The sequence below is a fragment of the Bradyrhizobium liaoningense genome (assembly GCF_018130825.1).
GTDB lineage: Bacteria > Pseudomonadota > Alphaproteobacteria > Rhizobiales > Xanthobacteraceae > Bradyrhizobium > Bradyrhizobium liaoningense_B.
The window spans coordinates 799,742-819,810 of sequence record NZ_JAFCJS010000003.1; the positions used below are offsets into that span (position 1 = coordinate 799,742).

A 20,069-nucleotide genomic window follows, 5' to 3' on the forward strand; every position below is an offset into this window, starting at 1 on the left:
GCATGCCTCCCTCACGCGGGCTTTGTCGTTTCCTCCCGCATTCCCTGTGCTAGCGTTGCGGCCAACATTGGCACGCTAGAGGCCGATGACAAAGCAACGAGGAAACATATGCCCGATCCGCTCCACGCATCGTCCCCGACTTGTGCGCAGACGCTACGGGCACTGTCACGCTATCCCGACCGCACTGCTTTCGCCTGGCCCGGCGGATCGCTGAGCTACCGTGGCACGATCGACCTGATCGGACGCATCCAGGGCGTGTTCATGCGGCTTGGCTTGCAGCCCGGCGCGCGCGTCGCCTTCCTCACCGCGAACCGCGCCGACACCTGGTGCGCCGGCGTCGCCGCGCAATTGTCGCGGCTCTGCATCACCTGGCTGCATCCTTTGGGATCGCGAGGAGACCAGCTGTTCCAGCTGGAGGATTCCGAGGCCGAGGTGCTCGTGGTCGATGCGGCCGCCTTCCGCGATCGCGGCGGCGAGCTCGCCGCGAGCGCGGGCCGGCTCAAGGCGGTCTTCACCATGGGGCCGGCCGACTATGGCGTCGACCTGTTGCAGGCGATCGAGATCGAAGGCCACAGCAGCGCGCATTGCCTCGCCGGCCCCGACGACCTTTCCACGCTGAACTACACCGGCGGCACGACCGGTAAATCCAAGGGCGCGCTGCGCTACCACCGCGAAAATGCCGGAGCGGCCGCCGCGATCCTCGCCGACTTCGAAATTCCGGAGGGTGCGCGCTATCTGACGGTCGCGCCGATCAGCCATGTCGCCGGCACGAAGGTGCTGCCGACCCTGATGCGCGGCGGCACCGTGCACATGCTGAAAGGTTTCGATCCCGAGGCCGTGCTGGCGACGATCGCGCGCGAGCGCATCAACTTCACGCTGTTCGTGCCCACCATGATCTATGTGCTGCTCGACCATCCTGCGCTGGGCAGGACCGATTTGTCCTCGCTCGAGCTCGTGCTGTACGGCGCCTCGGCGATGTCGCCGAGCCGGCTGGTCGAAGGCATCGAGCGCATCGGCCCGGTATTCTCGCAGCTCTACGGGCAGACCGAATGCTATCCGATCTCGGTGCTGCGTAAGGCCGATCACGATCCGAGGACGCCCGAGCTGTTCCTGTCCTGCGGCTTCCCGATCGCGGCCTGCGAGGTCAAGCTCCTCGACGACGACGACCAGGAGGTGGCGACGGGCGACGCCGGCGAAATCTGCGTGCGCGCCCCGCATGCGATGGCGGAATACTGGAAGCGCCCCGACATCACCGCCGAGACGCTGAAGAACGGCTGGGTCCACACCGGCGACATCGCGCGCAAGGATGAGCGCGGCTACATGTTCATCCTCGACCGCAAGAAGGACATGATCGTGTCCGGCGGCTTCAACATCTTCCCGCGCGAGGTCGAGGATGTGCTGTCGCAGCATGCCGACGTCGCGATGGTCGCGGTCGTCGGTATCCCCGACGAGAAATGGGGCGAAGCCGTTACCGCCGTCGTCGTGCCGCGCGAGGGCGCAAAGCCCGATCCGGACGAGCTGATCAACCTCGTGAAGACGCGAAAAGGCTCGGCGCATGCGCCCAAGCAGATTCAGTTCGTCAAGCAGCTGCCGATGACCGGCGTCGGCAAGGTCGACAAGAAGGTATTGCGTGCGGGGTTCTGGAGCGGACGGGACCGTATGGTGGGGTAAATACCCCGGACTTCTACGGTGTCGTTGTGGCCCCGGCACCACAGCGCGCAACGGAATATGCGGCGGCGATGCCCGCACAATTGCCGACGAATCAGGGAATCACCTAGACCGCTGATGGGGCTGGGAAGCGGAGAGTAGAATGAGAGTCGCTTCCCTGGAAAGTGCAGTCGCCGCGGTCACGTTGATCACGGCTATCATCGTGGTGCTGTGGGAGATCAAGATCTTCTACGGTTTGTGAACTGGCAGGATGCCGAGCATCCCTTCCGCGGCGGCGGAAGTCTGCCGTTCAATCGGCTCCTGGCGTGGCCATGTCGCCTGCCATCACCCTCACCGCTTCTCGATCACAAGGCTCTGCACAGCGCGGCCGAAATAACCCTGCCGGTCGGCAAGACGCGACATCGCAAGGCCCGCGCCATCAGGACCGATCCAGGAGTCGCCGTCGAGCAAAATCCATTCGCCGACCGGCTGGCGCGCAAGGCTCACGGTGAGATCGGCGTTGATGTAGGTCCACGCGCGGAAATCGAGCGTCGAGGCAGTGCCGTTGGAGAAGTCGGCGGCGACCACGGCGCGCATGGCCTGCGAGATCGCTTGGCCCTCGATCAGCGGATGGTCGACGCGAAACCAGATCGCACCGGCACCGGCCTGGCCGAAGCGGCCGCGCGCGGCCCGCATCGAGACCGACCGCACGAACGGGCTGGTGGCGGCATGACCGTCCTCCACCAGCGAGTCCTCCGGCGAGGGTAGTGTGACCGGCAGCTCCTTGACCTCATCCGGCAGCGGCTGCGCCTGGCGCCTGATCTTGAGCACGGTGGCGCCGACCACCTGCACGCCGTCGGCGAGCAGCTTGATCTCGCAGAGCTGGATCTTGCGGCCCTCGCGCAGCACTTCGGTCGCAATCGTGAGCGGCGCCACCGGGACCGGCCGCATCAGATCGATGGTGACGCGCGCGATGTCCATCGCAACAGGCGTCGGGATGCGCTCGGCCGCCCATGTCACCAGCGATGCCGGCGCCGAACCGTGCTGCATGCGCCGGTCCCACGGACCGGCGGCGTCCGGGCTGGTGACGACGCTGTTGCCGTCGACGCGGTAGATGGGGGGCATGCTTTCACCGTGGCGCACAGTCGCGGTTCAGAAGACGGTGTCGTCCCGGCGAAGGCCGGGACGACAAAGAAGATCACAGCGGCGGATCGATCGCTTCGTCGTATTCCTTCTTGAAGCGCGCGATCAGCTCGGCGGCGGGCACGATGCCCTCGACGCTGCCGATGCCCTGGCCCGAGCCCCAGATCTCCTTCCAGGCCTTCGGCTTGGCGCGCTCGCCGGAAGCGTCGGTGCCGAAATTCATCTTGGAGGGATCGGATGTCGGCAGATTCTCCGGATCCATGCCGGCGGCGAGGATCGAGGGCTTCAGATAATTGCCGTGCACGCCGGTGAAGAGGTTGGAGTAGACGATGTCGTCAGCCGTCGAGCCCGCGATCATCTCCTTGTACTTCTCGACCGCGTTGGCTTCCTTGGTCGCGATGAAGGCCGAGCCGATATAGGCGAAGTCGGCGCCCAGGATACGCGCGGCGCGGATCGCCTTGCCGTTGCCGATGGCGCCCGACAGCGCGATCGGGCCGTCGAACCACTTGCGCGTCTCGGCGACGAAGGCCAGCGGCGAGATCGTGCCGGCATGACCGCCGGCGCCGGCCGCGACCAGGATCAGGCCGTCCGCGCCCTTCTCGATCGCCTTGTGGGCGAATTTCTGGTTGATCACGTCGTGGAAGACGATGCCGCCCCAGCCGTGCACGGCCTGGTTCAGTTCCTCGCGCGCGCCGAGCGAAGAGATGATCATCGGCACCTTGTACTTGGCGCAGAGCTGCATGTCGTGATCGAGCCGGTTGTTCGACTTGTGCACGATCTGGTTGACCGCGAACGGCGCCGACGGCTTGTCGGGATGCGCGCGGTCATAGGCCGCGAGCTCTTCGGTGATCCGCGCCAGCCATTCGTCGAGCAGCTCCGGCGGCCGCGCGTTCAGCGCCGGAAAGGAGCCGACCACACCCGCCTTGCACTGCGCGATCACGAGATCGGGCACCGAGATGATGAAGAGCGGCGAGCCGATCACGGGGATCGACAGGCGTCCCTTGAACAAGGCAGGCATGGACATTGCGGAACGATCCTCTTCTAGCGGTCAAACGAAGGTTGGGAGCCATACCAACAAGGCAATCTTTCCACTGTCAAGTATTGCGTTTTGACGCCGCAGCGGATGCCGTTACCGCAATTCCAAGCAGCGGAATTCCTCTTTCGTCATTCCGGGGCGCGCGAAAGCGCGAGCCCGGAATCCATTTCGCTATTTGCGCCGAGGCCCGATGGGATTCCGGGCTCGACGCTGCGCGGCGCCCCGGAATGACGAGGGAGAGACCGGCGTCTACCCAATCAAATCCGGGTTGATCAGCCGCTCGAACGAGAACATCTCGTCCCACTTCTCCTGTGTCAGCAGCTTGCGCTCGGTGACGACGATCTGGTGCAGCGACTTGCCGCTCTTGTAGCCCTCGCGCGCGATCTCGGCACATTGCTTGTAGCCGAGTAGCGGCTTCAGCACCGTGACGATGCCGAGCGAGTTCAGCACCATGTTGCGGGTGTGGTCCTCGTTGGCGGTGATGCCGACAACGCAGTTCTCGCGCAGGCTGTTGACCGCGCGCTCCATGGTGCGGATCGAGAAGAACAGCGCGAACGAGATCACCGGCTCCATCACGTTGAGCTGGAGCTGGCCGGCGCTCGCGGCCAGCGTCACCGTGGTGTCGAGGCCGATGACGAGGAAGCTGGTCTGGTTGACGACTTCAGGAATGACCGGATTGACCTTGCCCGGCATGATCGAGGAGCCGGGCTGCAGCTGCGGCAGGTTGATCTCGTTGAAGCCGGCGCGCGGGCCGGAGGCGAGCAGGCGGATGTCGTTGCAGATTTTGGTCAGCTTGCTCGCGGTGCGCTTCAGCACGCCCGAGAGCTGCACATAGGCGCCGGTGTCCGAGGTCGCCTCGACGAGGTCGCCGGCAAGGATGAAGTCGACGCCGGTGAGCGCGCTCAGGTGCCGGACTGCGAGCTTGGGATAGCCGACCGCTGCGGTCACGGAGGTGCCGATCGCGGTGGCGCCGAGATTGATCTCGCGCAGCAGCGCGCGTGCTTCCGAGATGCGATCGACTTCCTCGCCGATCGTGGTGCCCCAACCGCGGAATTCGGCGCCGAGCGACATCGGCACCGCGTCCTGGAGGTGCGTGCGGCCCATCTTCAGCACGCGGTCGAACTCGCGGCCCTTGGCGAAGAAGGCCTCCTGGAGCTGCCGCAGCGCCGTCATGTAGCTCTCGAGCCGCAGGATCAGCGCGAGGCGAAAGGCGGTCGGATAGGTGTCGTTGGTCGACTGGCCGTAATTGACGTGGTCGTTGGGGCTGACGTGCTGATAGTCGCCCTTGCTGAAACCGAGCGATTCCAGCGCGAGGTTGGCGATCACCTCGTTGGCGTTCATGTTGGTCGATGTGCCGGCGCCGCCCTGGATGAAGTCGGTGACGAACTGGTCCATCATGTCGCCGGCGATGACGCGGTCGCAGCCGAGGATAATCGCATCCGCCACCTTGGCGTCGATCGCGCCGAGGTCGCGGTTGGCCATCGCGGCGGCCTTCTTCACGTAACCAAGCGCCTTCACGAAGTAAGGCTCCTGGTTCATGGGAATGCCGGTGATGTGGAAGTTCTCCTTCCCGCGGATGGTCTGGACGCCGTAGTAGATGTCGTCGGCGATCTCACGCTGTCCGAGGAAATCCTGCTCCGTACGACTCATAGGCGCTCCTTGTTGCATGCGCGCGGGGCCATCACGTCAGTTCTGGCACAGCGCGCTGGTCACGAAAGTGTCGGTGCGGCAGTCGTCCGGCTTGCGTTGCCTGCCCGGGATGAGAACCTTGGCCGAGCATTTCTCGGCGGAGTCGGCGTTGAGGCTCTTGCCTTCCCTGTAACCCTTGCCCTGGCAGAGCTGGTCGGCGGCCTGCTTGCAGTCGGGCGCGCCGTTCGACGAGACCGGGCAGACCACGCGCCCCGACACCATGGTCGAGGGCTGGGCCAGCCGCGACAGGTCATTCATGGTTTCGCCGGGGCTTTTGATCGGCGGCAGGATCGAGGGCAGCTTGTCGAACAGCTTGCCCATTTCGTTGATCAGCCCGGGATTCTCCTCGCCCGCCGGCGGCGCCGATGGAGCCGGTGTCGACGGCGGCGGCCCGGCCTGCGGCCCCTGCTCCTGGAGGCCGAGCGAGGGCGGCCGAGATTGCGGCCATCCCGCCCCGCCGGCACCAAGCAGGATCAACACCATTGTTGCCATCAGCGTCCCGAACCGCACGGCCGGATTGCCGGATCGAACCATCATGACGGCAACCGTAGCCGAAGCCGGCACGGCGGCAAAGGTTAGATCAGCTTGACCGCCACCACGAAGCCGAGCACCAGCACGACGGCGCCGATCGTCACCCACAATCCGAGATGCTCCTCGAGCTTGTGCCGGATCCAGTCGCCGTAGCGGTTGAGCAGGATCGCCACGATGAAGAAGCGTCCGCCGCGCGCGACGATCGAGCACAGGGTGAAGAGAATGAGATTATAGCCGGCAAAGCCCGAGGTGATGGTGACGAGCTTGTAGGGGATCGGCGTCAGCCCCTTGAGCAGGATGATCACCGCGCCCCATTCCGCATAGGAGGCGCGGAAGGCATCGACCTTGTCGCCGAGGCCGTAGACCTGGATCAGCCAGTGGCCGACGGAGTCGAACAGCAGCGCCCCGATGGCGTAGCCAAGGAGGCCGCCGAGCACCGATGTGATCGTACAGACCATGGCATAGAGCCAGGCGCGCTGCGGGCGCGCCAGCGACATCGGGATCAGCATCACATCCGGCGGGACCGGAAAGAAGGAGCTTTCTGCAAAACTCACGGCTCCCATGATCCAGAGCGCGTAGGGCTTGTGGGCGGCGTCGATGCACCAGTCGTAGATACGTTTCAGCATGGCGCCGCGATGAAGCACCATGGGACGGATTTGTCCATCGCGAGTTTTGTGAAGCTTTTAATGGCGCTTGCGCGCGCTGCGGCCTTCGAGCGCGGCAATTGGCCGCCGTGCAGAGATGCGCGGTGACGCAACTTTGGGCAGCTTCATTGTCGATTTCGGCAATTTCTCGGCGATGCCGAGCATGTCTTCCCGCCGCGTCATCTCGCGCCAGACATCCTCGGGGCGCACGCCGGCCGAGGCCCACAGCACGGTCAGATTGTAGAGCAGGTCGGCGCTTTCCCGGATCACGGCGTCGGTGTCGCCATTGACGGCATCGATGACGACTTCGATGGCCTCCTCGGCCAGTTTCTTCGCCATTTTGGAGGGGCCGCGCTGAAACAACCGGGCCGTACGCGATGTTGCCGGATCGAGATCCTTGGCCGCGAGCACAGCCAGATATAGCCGCTCAAGCGAATCACTCATGGTACTCAAAACTACTCTAAACCAATGGCGAGCGCGTTAACGCCCGACAATAAAAGCAAAAAACAGGCCGGCGCGACAAGCGCGACGGCCTGTTTTGGTCAACCTTTGGTAGCCAACGGGGCCGGCAAGCCTAGTAGCAATTCGTGAAGTAGCCCTGGCCGCAGAGCTCCGAGGGCGCGGTGCCGCCGTAGCGCTGATACTGGTAGTTCGGGCCCGGGCCGTAATAGGGGCCGTAGGCCGGGGCACTGTAATAGACGGGACCGCCGTAATAGCCGTAGCCCGGACCGTAGTCATAGGCGTACGCATCGCGGGTCGCGGCGATGGCGAGACCGGTGCCAATGGCTGCGAAAGCCGCGGCGGCCGCAGCACCGCCACCACCGCCATGCCAGTGGCGGCCGCCTGCGTAAGAGGCCGTCGGAGCGACCGCGGTCAGCGCCAGCACCGCAGCTGTCGCGAGGACGGCTTTGCGGCCGGTAAGGCTCGAAAATCTGTCAAACATGTGCTGGACCCTCCTTGGGACCTTGAATGGTGCCTTGAGACTGGCTCATGTCTCTCAAACACCCGCATCCCATGTTGGGTTCCCCAGCCCCAACACAAGCTGAACGGGGTTGCGTGATCGTGACGCAACCGCCGCTCATCCGCCGTTCATGTTGGCGCGCGCACGGTCGTCGCCGGCCGGCGCTGCGAGCGTCACAAACCACAACAATGCGGGACCGGCGCAATTGATGTCAGGATTCAAGACGATCGTCCTTCGCGGCCTGCTGGCCCTTGCTATCTCGCTCGCCGCGTTGACGGCACGCGATGCCACGGCGGCCGAGAGTGCCGCTCCCTCCACAGCGATCCACTTCACCTTCGACCGTCCCGTCGATGCCAGCATGGCGCCATTCTTCCTCGCCGCGAAAGACGGCAAGTTCGGCGCCGAGCATCTCAACGTGTCCTTCAACACCGCATCCGGATCGCCGGAAGCGCTCACGCGCGTCGCCAAGGGCGACAGCGAGCTCGCGCTGGTCGACATCAACGAGCTGATCCGCTTTCGCGACAAGGAGGATGCGGCGCCGATCAAGGCGGTGTTCGTTCTGTTCAACCGCGCACCCTACGCGATCGTCGCGCGCAGGAGCCGCGGCATCCACCTCCTGCCCGACCTCGACGGCAAGACCGTCGGCGTCGCCGACGGCGACCTGTCGATGCGGCTGTGGCCGGCGCTGGCGCAGCAGAACAACATCAACGCTTCGCGCGTGAAATTCCACAAGATCAGCGCCGCGGTGCGCGAGCCGATCCTGTCCGCGGGACAGGTCGATGCCGTCGCCGGCTTCAGCCATCTGTCGGCGGTGAACCTGCGCGACCGCGGCGTACCCGGCGGCGATCTCGTCGTGCTGCGTTATGCCGACTATGGCTGCGAAGCCTATGGTTTTGCCGTGGTGGCCAATCCCGCCTTCGCCGCGGCGAAACCCGACGCCGTGAAGGGTTTCGTCCGCGCGCTGATCGGCGGCATCAACGCAATGGTCAAGGAGCCGGCGCGCGCGGCGGACGAGGCAGCAAGCCGCATCGACGATGGCGACCACGAGCTCGAGCTGGAGCGCCTGCGCACCGTGCTCGTCGACAACATCCTGACCGAAGAGGTCAGGCGCAACGGCCTCGGCGGCATCGATCCGGCGCGGCTGGAGCGCTCGATCGACCAGATCGCCAAGGATTTCAAATTCCGCAAACGGCCGACGGCAGGCGATATCTTCGATGACCGGTTCCTGCCGCCCGTCGAGAGCCGCCTCATCAATTGAGCAAAACCGAAAGCTTCCGCTGTATCTCGCGGGTGATCCCGGCTTAGAATACGGGCTCCATCAGCTGCCCGAGTTGCCAGTCCGCATGTCCATGCTCCGCCTCTACTCCCGCGTTCTCGAGCTGCTCGGCAAGGAGGCGCGGCTCGGCTGGCTGCTGGCGGTCGCCAATCTCCTGCTCGCCGCCTCGCAATTCGCCGAGCCCGTGCTGTTCGGCCGGATCGTCGACGTGCTCTCGGGCAAGACCGTGGCCGGGTCGAGCTCGGCCTGGCCGTTCCTCGCCGCGTGGGTGGCATTCGGGCTCTTCACCATCGCATGCAGCGCGCTCGTGGCCTTGCAGGCCGACCGGCTCTCGCACCGCCAGCGCCAGGCGGTGCTGACCGACTATTTCGAGCACATCCTGCAGCTGCCGCTGACCTTCCACTCCGGCACCCATTCGGGCCGGCTGATGAAGGTGATGCTCAACGGAACGGACGCGCTGTGGCGGCTGTGGCTCGGCTTCTTCCGCGAGCACTTCGCCGCGATCCTCTCGGTCGTGGTGCTGCTGCCGCTGTCGCTGTACCTGAACTGGCGGCTCGCGATCCTGCTGTTCGTGCTCTGCGTCGTCTTCACCGCGCTGACGACCTTCGTGGTGCGCAAGACCTTCGGCATGCAGATGGAGGTCGAGGAGCACTACAGCGAGCTCTCCGCGCGCGCCTCCGACGCGCTCGGCAACGTCGCGCTGGTGCAGAGCTTCGTCCGCGTCGAATCCGAGGTGAAGGGGCTGCGCTCCGTCGCCGACGATCTGCTGGCCGCGCAGATGCCGGTGCTGTCCTGGTGGGCGCTCGTCACCGTCATCACGCGGGCCTCGACCACCATCACGGTGCTCGCGATCTTCACCCTCGGTATCGCGCTGCACGACCAGGGGCTGACCTCGGTCGGCGAAATCGTGATGTTCGTGAGCTTTGCGACGATGCTGATCCAGAAGCTCGAGCAGGTCGTGAGCTTCATCAACAACGTCTTCATGGAAGCCCCGCGCCTGCGCGAGTTCTTCAACGTGCTCGATGCCGTGCCCGCGGTGCACGACCGACCCGACGCGATCGATGCCGGCAGGCTCTCCGGCCTCGTCGAGTTCCACGACGTCACCTTCTCCTATGACGGCAAGCGCCCGGCGATCGACGACCTCACCTTCACCGCGCTGCCCGGCGAGACCATCGCGCTGGTCGGTCCGACCGGCGCCGGCAAATCCACCGCGATCGCGCTGCTGCATCGCGCCTTCGATCCGCAATCCGGCTTCATCAAGATCGACGGCATGGACGTCCGCGGCGTGACGCTGACCTCGCTGCGGCGGAACATCGGCGTCGTGTTCCAGGAGGCGCTGCTGTTCAACCGCTCGATCGAGGAAAACTTGCGCGTCGGCAAGCCGGATGCGACCGAAGCCGAGATGCGCAAGGCTGCCGAGCGCGCGCAGGCGCTCGACTTCATCGAGCGCAGCGGCGGTTTCGAGACCAATGCCGGCGAGCGCGGCCGCATGCTCTCCGGCGGCGAGCGGCAGCGGCTCTCGATCGCCCGCGCCCTGCTGAAGGACCCGCCGATCCTGATCCTGGATGAGGCGACCTCCGCCCTCGACGCCGTCACCGAGGTCAAGGTGAACGCCGCTCTCGACGAAGTGATGAAGGGCCGCACCACCTTCGTGATTGCCCATCGCCTCTCCACCATTCGCAACGCCACGCGGATCCTGGTGTTCGAGAATGGACGCGTGATCGAAACCGGAACTTTCGATGAACTCGTGGCCAAAGGCGGCCATTTTGCCGAGATGGCCAAGGCCCAGTTCATGGTCCAGGAGAACGCACGGGCCAGCGTGACGGCCGCCGAGGCTGCCGCGACAGCTGCCAAATCCCCCTAGCAAGTCCCGAGAGGACCGTCGAAATTCGGCCTACTTCGTTGCGGAATACCCGCGGGAGGCCCCTATTCTCGACGCACGAGCCGGTATAGGTTTGCGACGCCGCAAGCGGCGGCGCCGGATTTCAGAACCCGAAACTCAGATCACGAGGACCGCCCGTATCAGGCGGATCTCCAAGGACCGGAATCGGATAGTGCACGCTTTTCGCCCGCTGCTTCGCAAATCCCTGTTCAACCTGTTCGCTGCGGCCTTCGCATGCGCCGCGCTGCTCGCGCCGCGCACGGCAAGTGCCGAGGCGCTGCTGCTGATCGAAGCGGACAGCGGCAAGGTGCTGCAGGCTGATAACGCGACCATTCCCTGGTATCCGGCCTCCGTCACCAAGATTATGACAGCCTATGTGACGCTGAAGGCGGTGAAGGACGGCAGGCTCACGCTCGACACGCTGCTCACGGTGTCGCTGACGGCCGCCTCGCAATCGCCGTCGAAGATGGGGTTCCGTCCGGGAACGCAGCTCACCGTCGACAACGCGCTGAAGATGATGATGGTGAAGTCGGCCAACGACATGGCCGTCGTGCTCGCCGAAGGCGTCGGCGGTTCGATCGACGGCTTCTCGGCGATGATGAACGACACCGCGCAGAAGCTCGGCATGACGCAGACGAGCTACGTCAATCCGAACGGCCTGCCCGCTGACGGCCAGATCACCTCGGCCCGCGACCTCGGCATCCTCGCGCGCTCGTTCCTGCGCGATCTGCCCGAATACGAATACTTCGTGCACATCCCGGCGATCCGCTTCGGCAAGCGCGTTACCGGCAATTTCAACAAGCTGATCGGCCGCTATCCCGGCGCCGACGGTTTCAAGACCGGCTTCATCTGCGCCTCCGGCTATAATCTCGTGGCCTCGGCAACGCGCAACGGCCGCCGCCTGATCGCGGTGGTGCTGGGTGCGAACTCCGGCACCGCGCGCGCGGTGAAGGCCGCGCAGCTGCTCGAGCGCGGCTTCAGCCAGGACGGTCTCACCTGGCTCCGCCCCTCGCTCGGCACCGTCGACAAGCTGATGCCGGTCGACGCCTCGCCGCCGAACCTGCGCGACGAGATGTGCGGCGGTCATCGCAAGCGGCCGGCGAGCGACGACGATGACGCGTTGATCGCAGCCAATGGCGGTACATCGGGATCGGCGTCCGCGACCGGCGGCGAAGCCCAGGTGACCTTCTTCACCGCCGGCCTCCAGCCGCCTTTGATGAAGGCCTCCGAGCTGATGGCCTCGGCGCCGGCGGCGACCGAGCCCGTGCTGGTCTATACCGGGCCGACCCGTACCGGCACCGCCCTGATCGCGGCGGTCGCGGCCGATGCCGATCAGCAGGCGACGCCAAAGCCGCGTGGCAAGAAGTCGCGCGTCGCCAAGAAGCCTGACGCAGCCGACAAGCCCGCCGATAAGCCGAAGGATGCCAAGACGGCAGCGGCAAAGCCGGCTGACGCCAAGAAAGACGCCAAGAGCGACGGCAAGACCGCAGCCAAGTCGGCTGGGGCCAAGCATGCCGCAGCCAAGTCCGATGCGGCGGCAAAGCCCGCGGCAAGCGGCGACCAGACCGCAAAGCCCGCCAAGCCCAAGGCCGCGACCAAGCCTCCCGCCAAGCCGGCCAATAACAGTTAACACCCCTCGGAAATGATCCGCCGCCCGCGCTTCGCACCTGCGGCAAGCGCGGTTTGCGACGATTCCAGTAGCCACTCTCCGACCTTTGCCCTAAGCCTCGACGGCTTGCCACCCGTTCCGGCAGGCTCGATACTGGCGGCAATGAGGCAAGCCCGAGACACAACGGGCTCCGGTAAATTGAGGGGAGTTTTCCATGGAGCGCATCTGGCTCAAGCAATATCCGCCCGGCGTGCCCGCCGACATCGAGCCGACGCAATACGCATCGCTGGTTGACCTGCTGGAGGAGAGCTTCACCAAGTTCGCCGACCGCAAGGCGTTCATCTGCATGGACAAGTCGATCAGCTATCGCGACCTCGACCAGATGTCGGTCGCGCTCGCCGCTTACTTGCAGGGCCGCGGGCTCCAGCGCGGTGCGCGCGTCGCGATCATGATGCCGAACGTGCTGCAATATCCGGTGGCGACCGCCGCGGTGCTGCGCGCCGGCTTCGCCGTCGTCAACGTCAACCCGCTCTACACCCCGCGCGAGCTCGAGCATCAGCTCAAGGATTCCGGCGCCGAAGCCATCATCGTGCTGGAGAACTTTGCCCACACCGTCGAGCAGGTGATCGCCAGGACGGGCGTGAAGCACGTCATCGTCGGCAGCATGGGCGATTTGCTCGGCTTCAAGGGCGTGATCGTCAATCTCGTCGTCCGCCGCGTCAAGAAGATGGTGCCGGCCTGGTCATTGCCGGGCGCGGTGTCCTTTAACGACGCGATCTCGGCCGGTCGCTCTCTGACCTTCAACAAGCCAAAGCTGTCGCCGGGCGACGTCGCGTTCCTGCAATATACGGGCGGCACAACCGGCGTCTCCAAGGGCGCGACCCTGCTCCACCGCAACATCGTCGCCAACGTGCTGCAGAACGACGCCTGGCTCCAGCCGGCGCTGGCGCAGCCGCCGCATGTCGAGCAGCTGATGATCGTCTGCGCGCTGCCGCTCTACCACATCTTCGCGCTGACGGCCTGCTACCTGCTCGCGGTGCGCGCCGGCGGCTGCAATCTGCTGATCCCGAATCCGCGCGACATCGCCGGCTTCGTCAAGGAGCTTGCAAAATACCAAGTCAACAGCTTCCCGGCCGTCAACACGCTCTACAACGGCCTGATGCATCATCCCGACTTCAAGAAGCTCGACTTCTCCAAGCTGAAGATCTCCAACGGCGGCGGCATGGCGGTGCAGCGCCCGGTGGCCGAGCAGTGGAAGGCGGTGACAGGCTGCTTCATCGCCGAAGGCTACGGCCTGTCCGAGACCTCGCCGACGCTCACCTGCAACCCCGCGACCACGACCGAGTTCTCGGGATCGATCGGCATTCCCGTGCCCTCGACCTGGATCTCGATCCGCGATGACGACGGCAACGAAGTGCCGCTCGGCCAGGCGGGCGAGATCTGCGCCAAGGGCCCGCAGGTGATGTCGGGCTACTGGAACAGGCCGGAAGAGACCGCCAAGGTGATGACCGCAGACGGCTATTTCCGCACCGGCGACATCGGCGTCATGGACGAGAAGGGCTACACCAAGATCGTCGACCGCAAGAAGGACATGATCCTGGTGTCCGGCTTCAACGTCTATCCCAACGAGATCGAGGAAGTGATCGCGAGCCATCCGGGCGTGCTCGAATGCGCCGTGATCGGCATCCCCGATTCCAAGTCCGGCGAGGCGGTGAAGGCGTTCGTCGTGAAGAAGGATCCGAACCTCACGGCGGAAGCCGTGATCAAGTTCTGTCACGAGCAGCTCACCGGCTACAAGGTGCCCAAGCACATCGAATTCCGCACCGACCTGCCGAAGACCAATGTCGGCAAGATCCTGCGCCGGCAGCTTCGCGACGAGAAGAAGGCGGAGGCGGCGTAACGCGCGCTTCCTGTTCATGACTGACGCCCGCGACATGACGCCATCAGGCGTTCTCGCCTTCTGGCGCGAGGCCGGCGGCGAGCGCTGGTACGAGCGCGATGATGCGTTTGACGCCGAGATCGAGCGCCGCTTTCTCCCGTTGTGGCAGAAGGCGGCCGCGGGCACGCTCGCGTCTTGGGAAGACAATGACGAGGGCGCGCTCGCGCTGGTCATCGTGTTCGACCAGTTTCCCCGCAACATGTTTCGCGGCACTCGGCAAGCCTTTGCCAGCGACGCCTTGGCGCGCGACGTCGCCCGCCGCGCCATCGAGCGGGGCGTCGACCGCAGGATCGATCCCATCCTGCTCGAATTCCTCTATTTGCCGTTCATGCATTCCGAGCATCTGCCCGACCAGTTGCACTGCATCGCGCTGTTTGCGAACACCGATAATACCGAGAACCAGAAATACGCGCGGGTGCACGCCGACATCATCCAGCGGTTCGGCCGCTTCCCCCACCGCAACCGCATCCTCGGCCGCGATACCACCGAGGAAGAGCAGGCCTTTCTCGACGGCGGCGGTTTTGCCGGCTGATGACATCACGGTGAAGGGCCATCGGCCCTGTCACTTCCCCTCCCGGCAATATTGTGCAGGCCTGCGCCACGGTCTAAAAAGCCCTACCGATTTTCAGGGAGACTGACGATGGCGATCCAGACTGGCGACAAGCTGCCCGAGGCGAAATTCCGCGTGATGACCGCGGAAGGCCCGCAGGTGAAGACCACCGACGATATCTTCAAGGGCAAGAAGGTGGCGCTGTTCGCCGTCCCCGGCGCCTACACCGGCACCTGCCACAAGATGCATCTGCCGAGCATCTTCCTCAACGCCTATGCCATGAAGGACAAGGGCGTCGACACCATCGCGATCGTCTCCGTCAACGACGCCTTCGTCATGAACGCCTGGAAGCGCGACACCGACCAGCGCGACGAGGCGATCTTCCTCGCCGACGGCAATGCCGAGTTCGCCAAGGCGATCGGCATGGAGCTCGATGCCTCCGCCAACGGCCTCGGCATCCGCTCCAAGCGCTATTCGATGCTGGTCGAGGACGGCGTGGTCAAGAAGCTGAACCTCGAGGCCATGCCCGGCAAGGTCGAGGTCTCCGGCGGCGATACGCTGCTCGGGCAGCTGTAAGGCTTAGGCCTGGGCTCCTTCCAAGCGGGAGGTGCCGTAGGGTGGGCAAAGGCGCGTCAGCGCCGTGCCCACCATCTTTCCCAGATTGAAAAAAGTCGTGGGCACGCTTCGCTTTGCCCACCCTACGAAACCGGGCGACGCGGGCAGCGCGTCGCCTACTCCCCCACCCGCTGCTGCAACCGCGCCTTCGCGATCCCGTCGCGCGCGAGCTGATCGGCGCGCTCGTTCTCGGGATGGCCGGCGTGGCCCTTGACCCAATGCCAGCGGACCTCGTGCTGCTTCAAGGCGGCGTCGAGGCGCTGCCATAGCTCGACATTCTTCACCGGCTTCTTGTCGGCGGTGCGCCAGCCGTTGCGCTTCCAGCCGAAGATCCAGCCCGTGATGCCCTGCCGGACATACTGGCTGTCGGTGTAGAGATCGACGGTGCACGGCTTCTTCAGCGCCTCGAGCGCGGAGATCGCCGCCATCAATTCCATCTGGTTGTTGGTGGTGTGACGCTCGCCGCCGTTCAGCTCCTTCTCCTTGTCGCCGAACTTCAGGATCGCGCCCCAGCCGCCGGGCCCGGGATTTCCCGAGCAGGCGCCGTCGGTATAGATCGTCACATTGGGGAGCTCGCTCACGCCACCAGCCCCGACGGCATCAGCCCGTAGTCACGCACGCTCGATACACTCTGGTGGAAGCGCAGCTTGCGAACATATTCCATGGGATCCTTCGGCTTGACCAGCGCGCCGGGCGGCACGTTGAGCCAGTCCACCAGCCGCGTCAGCAGGAAGCGGATTGCGGCGCCGCGCGCCAGCAGCGGCAGTGCGGCCTCTTCCGCCTCGGACAGCTTGCGCACCCGGCCATAGGCATTGAGGAAGGCGCGCGCCTTGGTGACGTTGAAGGAGTGATCCGGCTCGAAGCACCAGGCGTTGAGGCAGATCGCGACGTCATAGGCCAGCATGTCGTTGCAGGCGAAGGTGAAGTCGATGATGCCCGACAGCTTGTCGCCGAGGAAGAAGACGTTGTCGTTGAAGAGGTCGGCGTGGATCACGCCCTCGGGCAGGCTGGTCGGCCAGATCCCACTCGAGAGATGATCGAGCTCGGCGGCGAGAAACGCGCGCAGGCCCGGCTGTACCTCGTCGGCACGGTTCGCAGCCGCGTCGAACAGCGGCCGCCAGCCCGCAACCGACAGCGCATTGGCGCGCTTGATCGCGAAGTTCGCACCGGCCAGATGCATCCTGGCCAGCCCCTCGCCGACTCCGGCGCAATGGGCCGCGTTCGGCTTGCGCGGCCAGACGCCTTCGAGAAAGGTGATGATCGCGGCCGGCCGCCCCGCCAACTCGCGCAGCGCCTCGCCGTCGCGTCCCTTCACTGGCAGCGGGCAATTGACGCCGTGCTCGGCCAGATGCGTCATCAGTGCGAGGAAGAACGGCAGATCGTTCTTCGCCACGCGCTTCTCATAGAGCGTGAGGATGAACGACCCCTGGCTGGTGTGCAGCAGGAAGTTGGAGTTTTCGACGCCCTCGGCGATGCCCTTGTAGGAGAGCAGTTCGCCGAGATCGTATTGCTTCAGGAAATCCGCAAGTTCGTCGGCGGCAACGTCGGTGTAGACCGCCATAAAGGTCTACTCGGCGGCAGCTTCGGGGCGCACCTGACGCGGCAGCGGGAAGAACTCGTTCTCCTCCGCGGCCGAGACCGTCTCCACGTGCAGCGTATAGCGCTCGGCGAAGGCGTCCATGATCTCCTCGACGATCACTTCCGGCGCGGAGGCGCCCGCGGTGATGCCGAGGCTGCTGATGTTGCCGAACTTGCTCCAGTCGATGTCGGTGGCGCGCTGCGCCAGCACCGCGATCCTGCAGCCCTCGCGTTCGGCGACCTCGCGCAGGCGCTGCGAGTTCGACGAGTTCGGCGCGCCGACCACGATGAGCGCGTCGACCACCGGCGCCACCTTCTTCACCGCGAGCTGGCGGTTGGTGGTGGCGTAGCAGATGTCTTCCTTGTGCGGGCCGTTGATGTTGGGGAAGCGCTCCTTGAGCAGCGCAACGATCTCCGCGGTGTCGTCGATCGACAGCGTGGTCTGGGTCACGAAGGCGAGGTTGTTAGGGTCCTTCGGATTGATGGTCTTGGCGTCCTCGGCGGTCTCGATCAGGGTCACGGCGCCGGTCGGAAGCTGGCCGAGCGTGCCGACCACCTCGGGGTGATGGGAATGGCCGATCAGGAAGATCTCGCGGCCGCGCTTGAAGTGGATCGCGGCCTCGCGGTGCACCTTGGTCACCAGCGGGCAGGTGGCGTCCAGCGAGAACAGATTGCGGGACTGGGCGTCGGCCGGAACCGATTTCGGCACGCCATGGGCCGAGAACACCACCGGAGCGGTGGTATTTTCCGGGATTTCGGCCAGTTCCTCGACGAAAATGGCGCCCTTCTTCTTCAACCCATCGACGACGTACTTATTGTGCACAATCTCGTGGCGAACATAGACGGGGGCGCCGTACTTATCGAGCGCCCGTTCCACGGTGTCGATCGCCCGGACCACCCCGGCACAGAAGCCGCGGGGAGAACAAAGCACGATCTTGAGGTCTGGTTTGGCTGACATTGAGCGATCTCGGGACCGAATCACCTCGCCAAATGGGGCGGGAAGCGGTCGGATGGATGAATAGGGCTTAGGTACGGGCTTACGGGACTGCAGAGGGAATTGGGCCCCCTTTCGGGCGCTGTCAAGGCACTATCTATAGCAGAACCATTGCGTGGCTAGCCCCTCCGGGCTTATATAGCGCGAATTCCCTGTCATCGCTGATGACCACCGGTTTCGCCTCCAGAGGGGTGGGCGAAGCACAAAGGAGATTTGCCATGAGCAACGCACCTCTGATGCCCAAGGCGACCGCCGTCTGGCTGCTCGACAACACCGCGCTGACCTTCGACCAGGTCGCCGATTTCACCAAGATGCACCCCCTCGAGGTGCGCGCCATCGCCGACGGCGACGCCGCCCAGGGCATCAAGGGCATGGACCCCCTCTCCAACGGCCAGCTCACCCGCGAGGAGATCGAGAAGGGCGAGAAGAACCCGGATTACCGCCTCCGCCTGCAGGAGAGCAAGGTGGTGCTGCCGCCGCAGCCCAAGCGCAAGGGCCCGCGCTACACCCCGGTCTCGCGCCGCCATGAGCGCCCGAGCGCCATCCTCTGGCTGCTGCGCAACCATGCCGAGCTCAAGGACGCACAGATCATGCGCCTCGTCGGCACCACCAAGAGCACGATCGCCAGCGTGCGCGACCGCACCCATTGGAACACCTCGTCGCTGACCCCAATCGACCCGGTCACCCTCGGCCTCTGCTCGCAGATCGAGCTGGATTTCGAGGTCCAGCGCGCGGCCAAGGAAAAGCCGATCGACGCGGCCTATGGCGGCGCCACCCTGCTGCCGGCCTCCGAGACCACCAAGAAGGACGAGTTCGAGCCGGCCGAGCGATCGAGCGACGACCTCAACGTCGACGCCGTGTTCGCCAAGCTGAAGACGCTCGGCGGCAAGAAGCAGGACGAGGAGGAGTAAGGCTCCGCTCTTCGTTCGCGATCGAATCCAAAGCAAAACGCGGCAGGAAAACCTGCCGCGTTTTTGTTTTGTGCGTACACAGTGATTGCCCGCGCACGTCGCCACGCGCACGCTGCGTTCCCTCCCCCCTTGCGGGCGAGGGTTAGGGAGAGGGGTACCACACGGGGACGCCCTCCATCGCCTCAAAGCGACTCGCGACTCACCCACACCGTTTCCTGGGCCACCCCTCTCCCCCGCCCTCCCCCGCAAGGGGGGAGGGAGCGCAGGGGCGTTCGCGGCAACAGCGCGCAAGCAAGCAACGTCCTCAAAACTTGTACGTCACACCGGCGCCGACCAGCCATGGATCGATATGCGCAGTGCCCGTGACGGGGAGGCCGCTGACGGTCGCGCTATAGTCCGGCCGCAGCCAGAGCTTCTTGACGTCGACGTTGAGACCCCAGTGCCGGTCGAGCATGTAGTCGAAGCCGAATTGCACGGCACCGCCCCATGCGTTGCTGACGTGCAGGTTCGTGGTGGTGGCGACGATCGCGGGCGGTCCGACGATGGCGGCCGGCACGTTGGCGGCGGAATTGTTGAAGAACACGGTGTAGTTCACGCCGGCACCGACATACGGCTTGAACGCGCCGAAATTGTCGAAGTGATATTGCAGCGTCAGCGTCGGCGGCAGCAGCGTGGATTTGCCGATCGGCAGGCTTGCGAGCGAGCCGGTGCCGCTGATCGAGTGTCTGGTGACGCCGAGGATCAATTCGGCCGCGATGTTCTTCGTGAAGAAATAGCTGATGTCGAGCTCGGGCACGACCTGGTCGCTGATCGAGAGGCCGGAATTCGGCGACGACAGCGAGGGAACGCCCGCGACATTGACGGTGGAACCGCCGGCATCCGGCAACACGCCAAGCACCCGCAGACGCACCATCCAGGGATTGAACGCTTCCACGGGCGGCGGCGCCTTCTTGTAAACCGGCAGATCCGCGGCCTGCGCCGCGACAAAAGTCCCCGCGAGCATCACGCCAATCGTCGCGAGCCGCGCCAGGTTTCTTATCGTTCCGTCCATTTCAATCCCCTTC

At 65.0% G+C, this 20,069-nt stretch carries 19 protein-coding genes; 8 read left to right on the forward strand and 11 right to left on the reverse strand.

Annotated elements, in window-relative coordinates:
- Window positions 1-108 precede the first annotated feature (108 nt).
- On the forward strand, window positions 109-1,671 hold the full coding sequence (locus tag JQ603_RS17225) for an AMP-binding protein (RefSeq protein ID WP_212341162.1): 1,563 nt from the start codon (window positions 109-111) through the stop codon (window positions 1,669-1,671).
- A 327-nt stretch (window positions 1,672-1,998) separates the two neighbouring features.
- On the opposite strand, the gene JQ603_RS17230 is transcribed toward JQ603_RS17225, so the two are convergent.
- The 7 genes from JQ603_RS17230 to JQ603_RS17260 all read right to left on the reverse strand — a co-directional run bounded on the left by JQ603_RS17230 (window position 1,999) and on the right by JQ603_RS17260 (window position 7,633).
- Window positions 1,999-2,772, reverse strand: coding sequence for a thioesterase family protein (locus JQ603_RS17230; RefSeq protein ID WP_212341163.1), 774 nt, complete (start codon window positions 2,770-2,772; stop codon window positions 1,999-2,001).
- Window positions 2,773-2,845: 73 nt separating this feature from the next.
- On the reverse strand, window positions 2,846-3,814 hold the full coding sequence (locus JQ603_RS17235) for an NAD(P)H-dependent flavin oxidoreductase (RefSeq protein ID WP_212341164.1): 969 nt from the start codon (window positions 3,812-3,814) through the stop codon (window positions 2,846-2,848).
- Between the two features lie 261 nt (window positions 3,815-4,075).
- Window positions 4,076-5,476 (reverse strand): aspartate ammonia-lyase, encoded by a 1,401-nt coding sequence (locus tag JQ603_RS17240; protein WP_212341165.1) that lies wholly within the window; start codon window positions 5,474-5,476, stop codon window positions 4,076-4,078.
- A 36-nt stretch (window positions 5,477-5,512) separates the two neighbouring features.
- Complete coding sequence (locus tag JQ603_RS17245; RefSeq protein ID WP_212341166.1) at window positions 5,513-6,052, reverse strand: hypothetical protein; 540 nt, start codon at window positions 6,050-6,052, stop codon at window positions 5,513-5,515.
- A gap of 38 nt (window positions 6,053-6,090) precedes the next feature.
- A complete protein-coding gene (locus tag JQ603_RS17250; protein ID WP_212341167.1) occupies window positions 6,091-6,693 on the reverse strand; it encodes a YqaA family protein in 603 nt (200 codons plus the stop codon).
- A 36-nt stretch (window positions 6,694-6,729) separates the two neighbouring features.
- A complete protein-coding gene (hisE, locus tag JQ603_RS17255) occupies window positions 6,730-7,134 on the reverse strand; it encodes a phosphoribosyl-ATP diphosphatase (RefSeq protein ID WP_212341169.1) in 405 nt (134 codons plus the stop codon).
- A 130-nt stretch (window positions 7,135-7,264) separates the two neighbouring features.
- Window positions 7,265-7,633: a hypothetical protein gene (locus tag JQ603_RS17260; RefSeq protein WP_211411694.1), complete on the reverse strand. Its 369-nt coding sequence runs from the start codon at window positions 7,631-7,633 to the stop codon at window positions 7,265-7,267.
- Between the two features lie 226 nt (window positions 7,634-7,859).
- On the opposite strand from JQ603_RS17260, the gene JQ603_RS17265 reads away from it, so the two are divergent.
- From JQ603_RS17265 to JQ603_RS17290, 6 genes are all read left to right on the forward strand, one after another.
- The gene (locus JQ603_RS17265; RefSeq protein WP_212341171.1) at window positions 7,860-8,909 is read left to right on the forward strand and encodes an ABC transporter substrate-binding protein; all 1,050 of its coding nucleotides are present in this window, start codon (window positions 7,860-7,862) and stop codon (window positions 8,907-8,909) included.
- Between the two features lie 85 nt (window positions 8,910-8,994).
- Window positions 8,995-10,791, forward strand: a complete 1,797-nt coding sequence (locus tag JQ603_RS17270; RefSeq protein WP_212341173.1) for a glucan ABC transporter ATP-binding protein/ permease — start codon at window positions 8,995-8,997, stop codon at window positions 10,789-10,791.
- Window positions 10,792-10,981: 190 nt separating this feature from the next.
- Window positions 10,982-12,439 (forward strand): D-alanyl-D-alanine carboxypeptidase family protein, encoded by a 1,458-nt coding sequence (locus tag JQ603_RS17275; RefSeq protein ID WP_212341175.1) that lies wholly within the window; start codon window positions 10,982-10,984, stop codon window positions 12,437-12,439.
- A 193-nt stretch (window positions 12,440-12,632) separates the two neighbouring features.
- Window positions 12,633-14,318, forward strand: a complete 1,686-nt coding sequence (locus JQ603_RS17280; protein WP_212341176.1) for a long-chain fatty acid--CoA ligase — start codon at window positions 12,633-12,635, stop codon at window positions 14,316-14,318.
- Between the two features lie 16 nt (window positions 14,319-14,334).
- Complete coding sequence (locus tag JQ603_RS17285) at window positions 14,335-14,889, forward strand: DUF924 family protein (RefSeq protein ID WP_212341177.1); 555 nt, start codon at window positions 14,335-14,337, stop codon at window positions 14,887-14,889.
- Between the two features lie 108 nt (window positions 14,890-14,997).
- Window positions 14,998-15,483 (forward strand): peroxiredoxin, encoded by a 486-nt coding sequence (locus JQ603_RS17290; RefSeq protein WP_008543132.1) that lies wholly within the window; start codon window positions 14,998-15,000, stop codon window positions 15,481-15,483.
- Window positions 15,484-15,638: 155 nt separating this feature from the next.
- Here JQ603_RS17290 and rnhA read toward each other — a convergent pair whose 3' ends face one another.
- From rnhA to ispH, 3 genes are read right to left on the reverse strand one after another with little or no spacing between them, the layout of a single operon-like run.
- A complete protein-coding gene (gene rnhA, locus JQ603_RS17295) occupies window positions 15,639-16,103 on the reverse strand; it encodes a ribonuclease HI (RefSeq protein WP_035706683.1) in 465 nt (154 codons plus the stop codon).
- On the reverse strand, window positions 16,100-17,083 hold the full coding sequence (locus JQ603_RS17300) for a homoserine kinase (RefSeq protein ID WP_212341178.1): 984 nt from the start codon (window positions 17,081-17,083) through the stop codon (window positions 16,100-16,102). The genes rnhA and JQ603_RS17300 overlap by 4 nt, the downstream gene beginning before the upstream one ends.
- A 6-nt stretch (window positions 17,084-17,089) precedes the next feature.
- Complete coding sequence (gene ispH / locus JQ603_RS17305; protein ID WP_212341179.1) at window positions 17,090-18,058, reverse strand: 4-hydroxy-3-methylbut-2-enyl diphosphate reductase; 969 nt, start codon at window positions 18,056-18,058, stop codon at window positions 17,090-17,092.
- Window positions 18,059-18,312: 254 nt separating this feature from the next.
- Here ispH and JQ603_RS17310 point away from each other — a divergent pair, with 254 nt between their 5' ends.
- Window positions 18,313-19,005, forward strand: coding sequence for a DUF1013 domain-containing protein (locus tag JQ603_RS17310; protein WP_165424570.1), 693 nt, complete (start codon window positions 18,313-18,315; stop codon window positions 19,003-19,005).
- Between the two features lie 304 nt (window positions 19,006-19,309).
- Here the strand turns inward: JQ603_RS17310 and JQ603_RS17315 are convergent, their stop codons facing one another.
- Window positions 19,310-20,056 (reverse strand): OmpW/AlkL family protein, encoded by a 747-nt coding sequence (locus JQ603_RS17315; protein ID WP_212341180.1) that lies wholly within the window; start codon window positions 20,054-20,056, stop codon window positions 19,310-19,312.
- Window positions 20,057-20,069 lie beyond the last annotated feature (13 nt).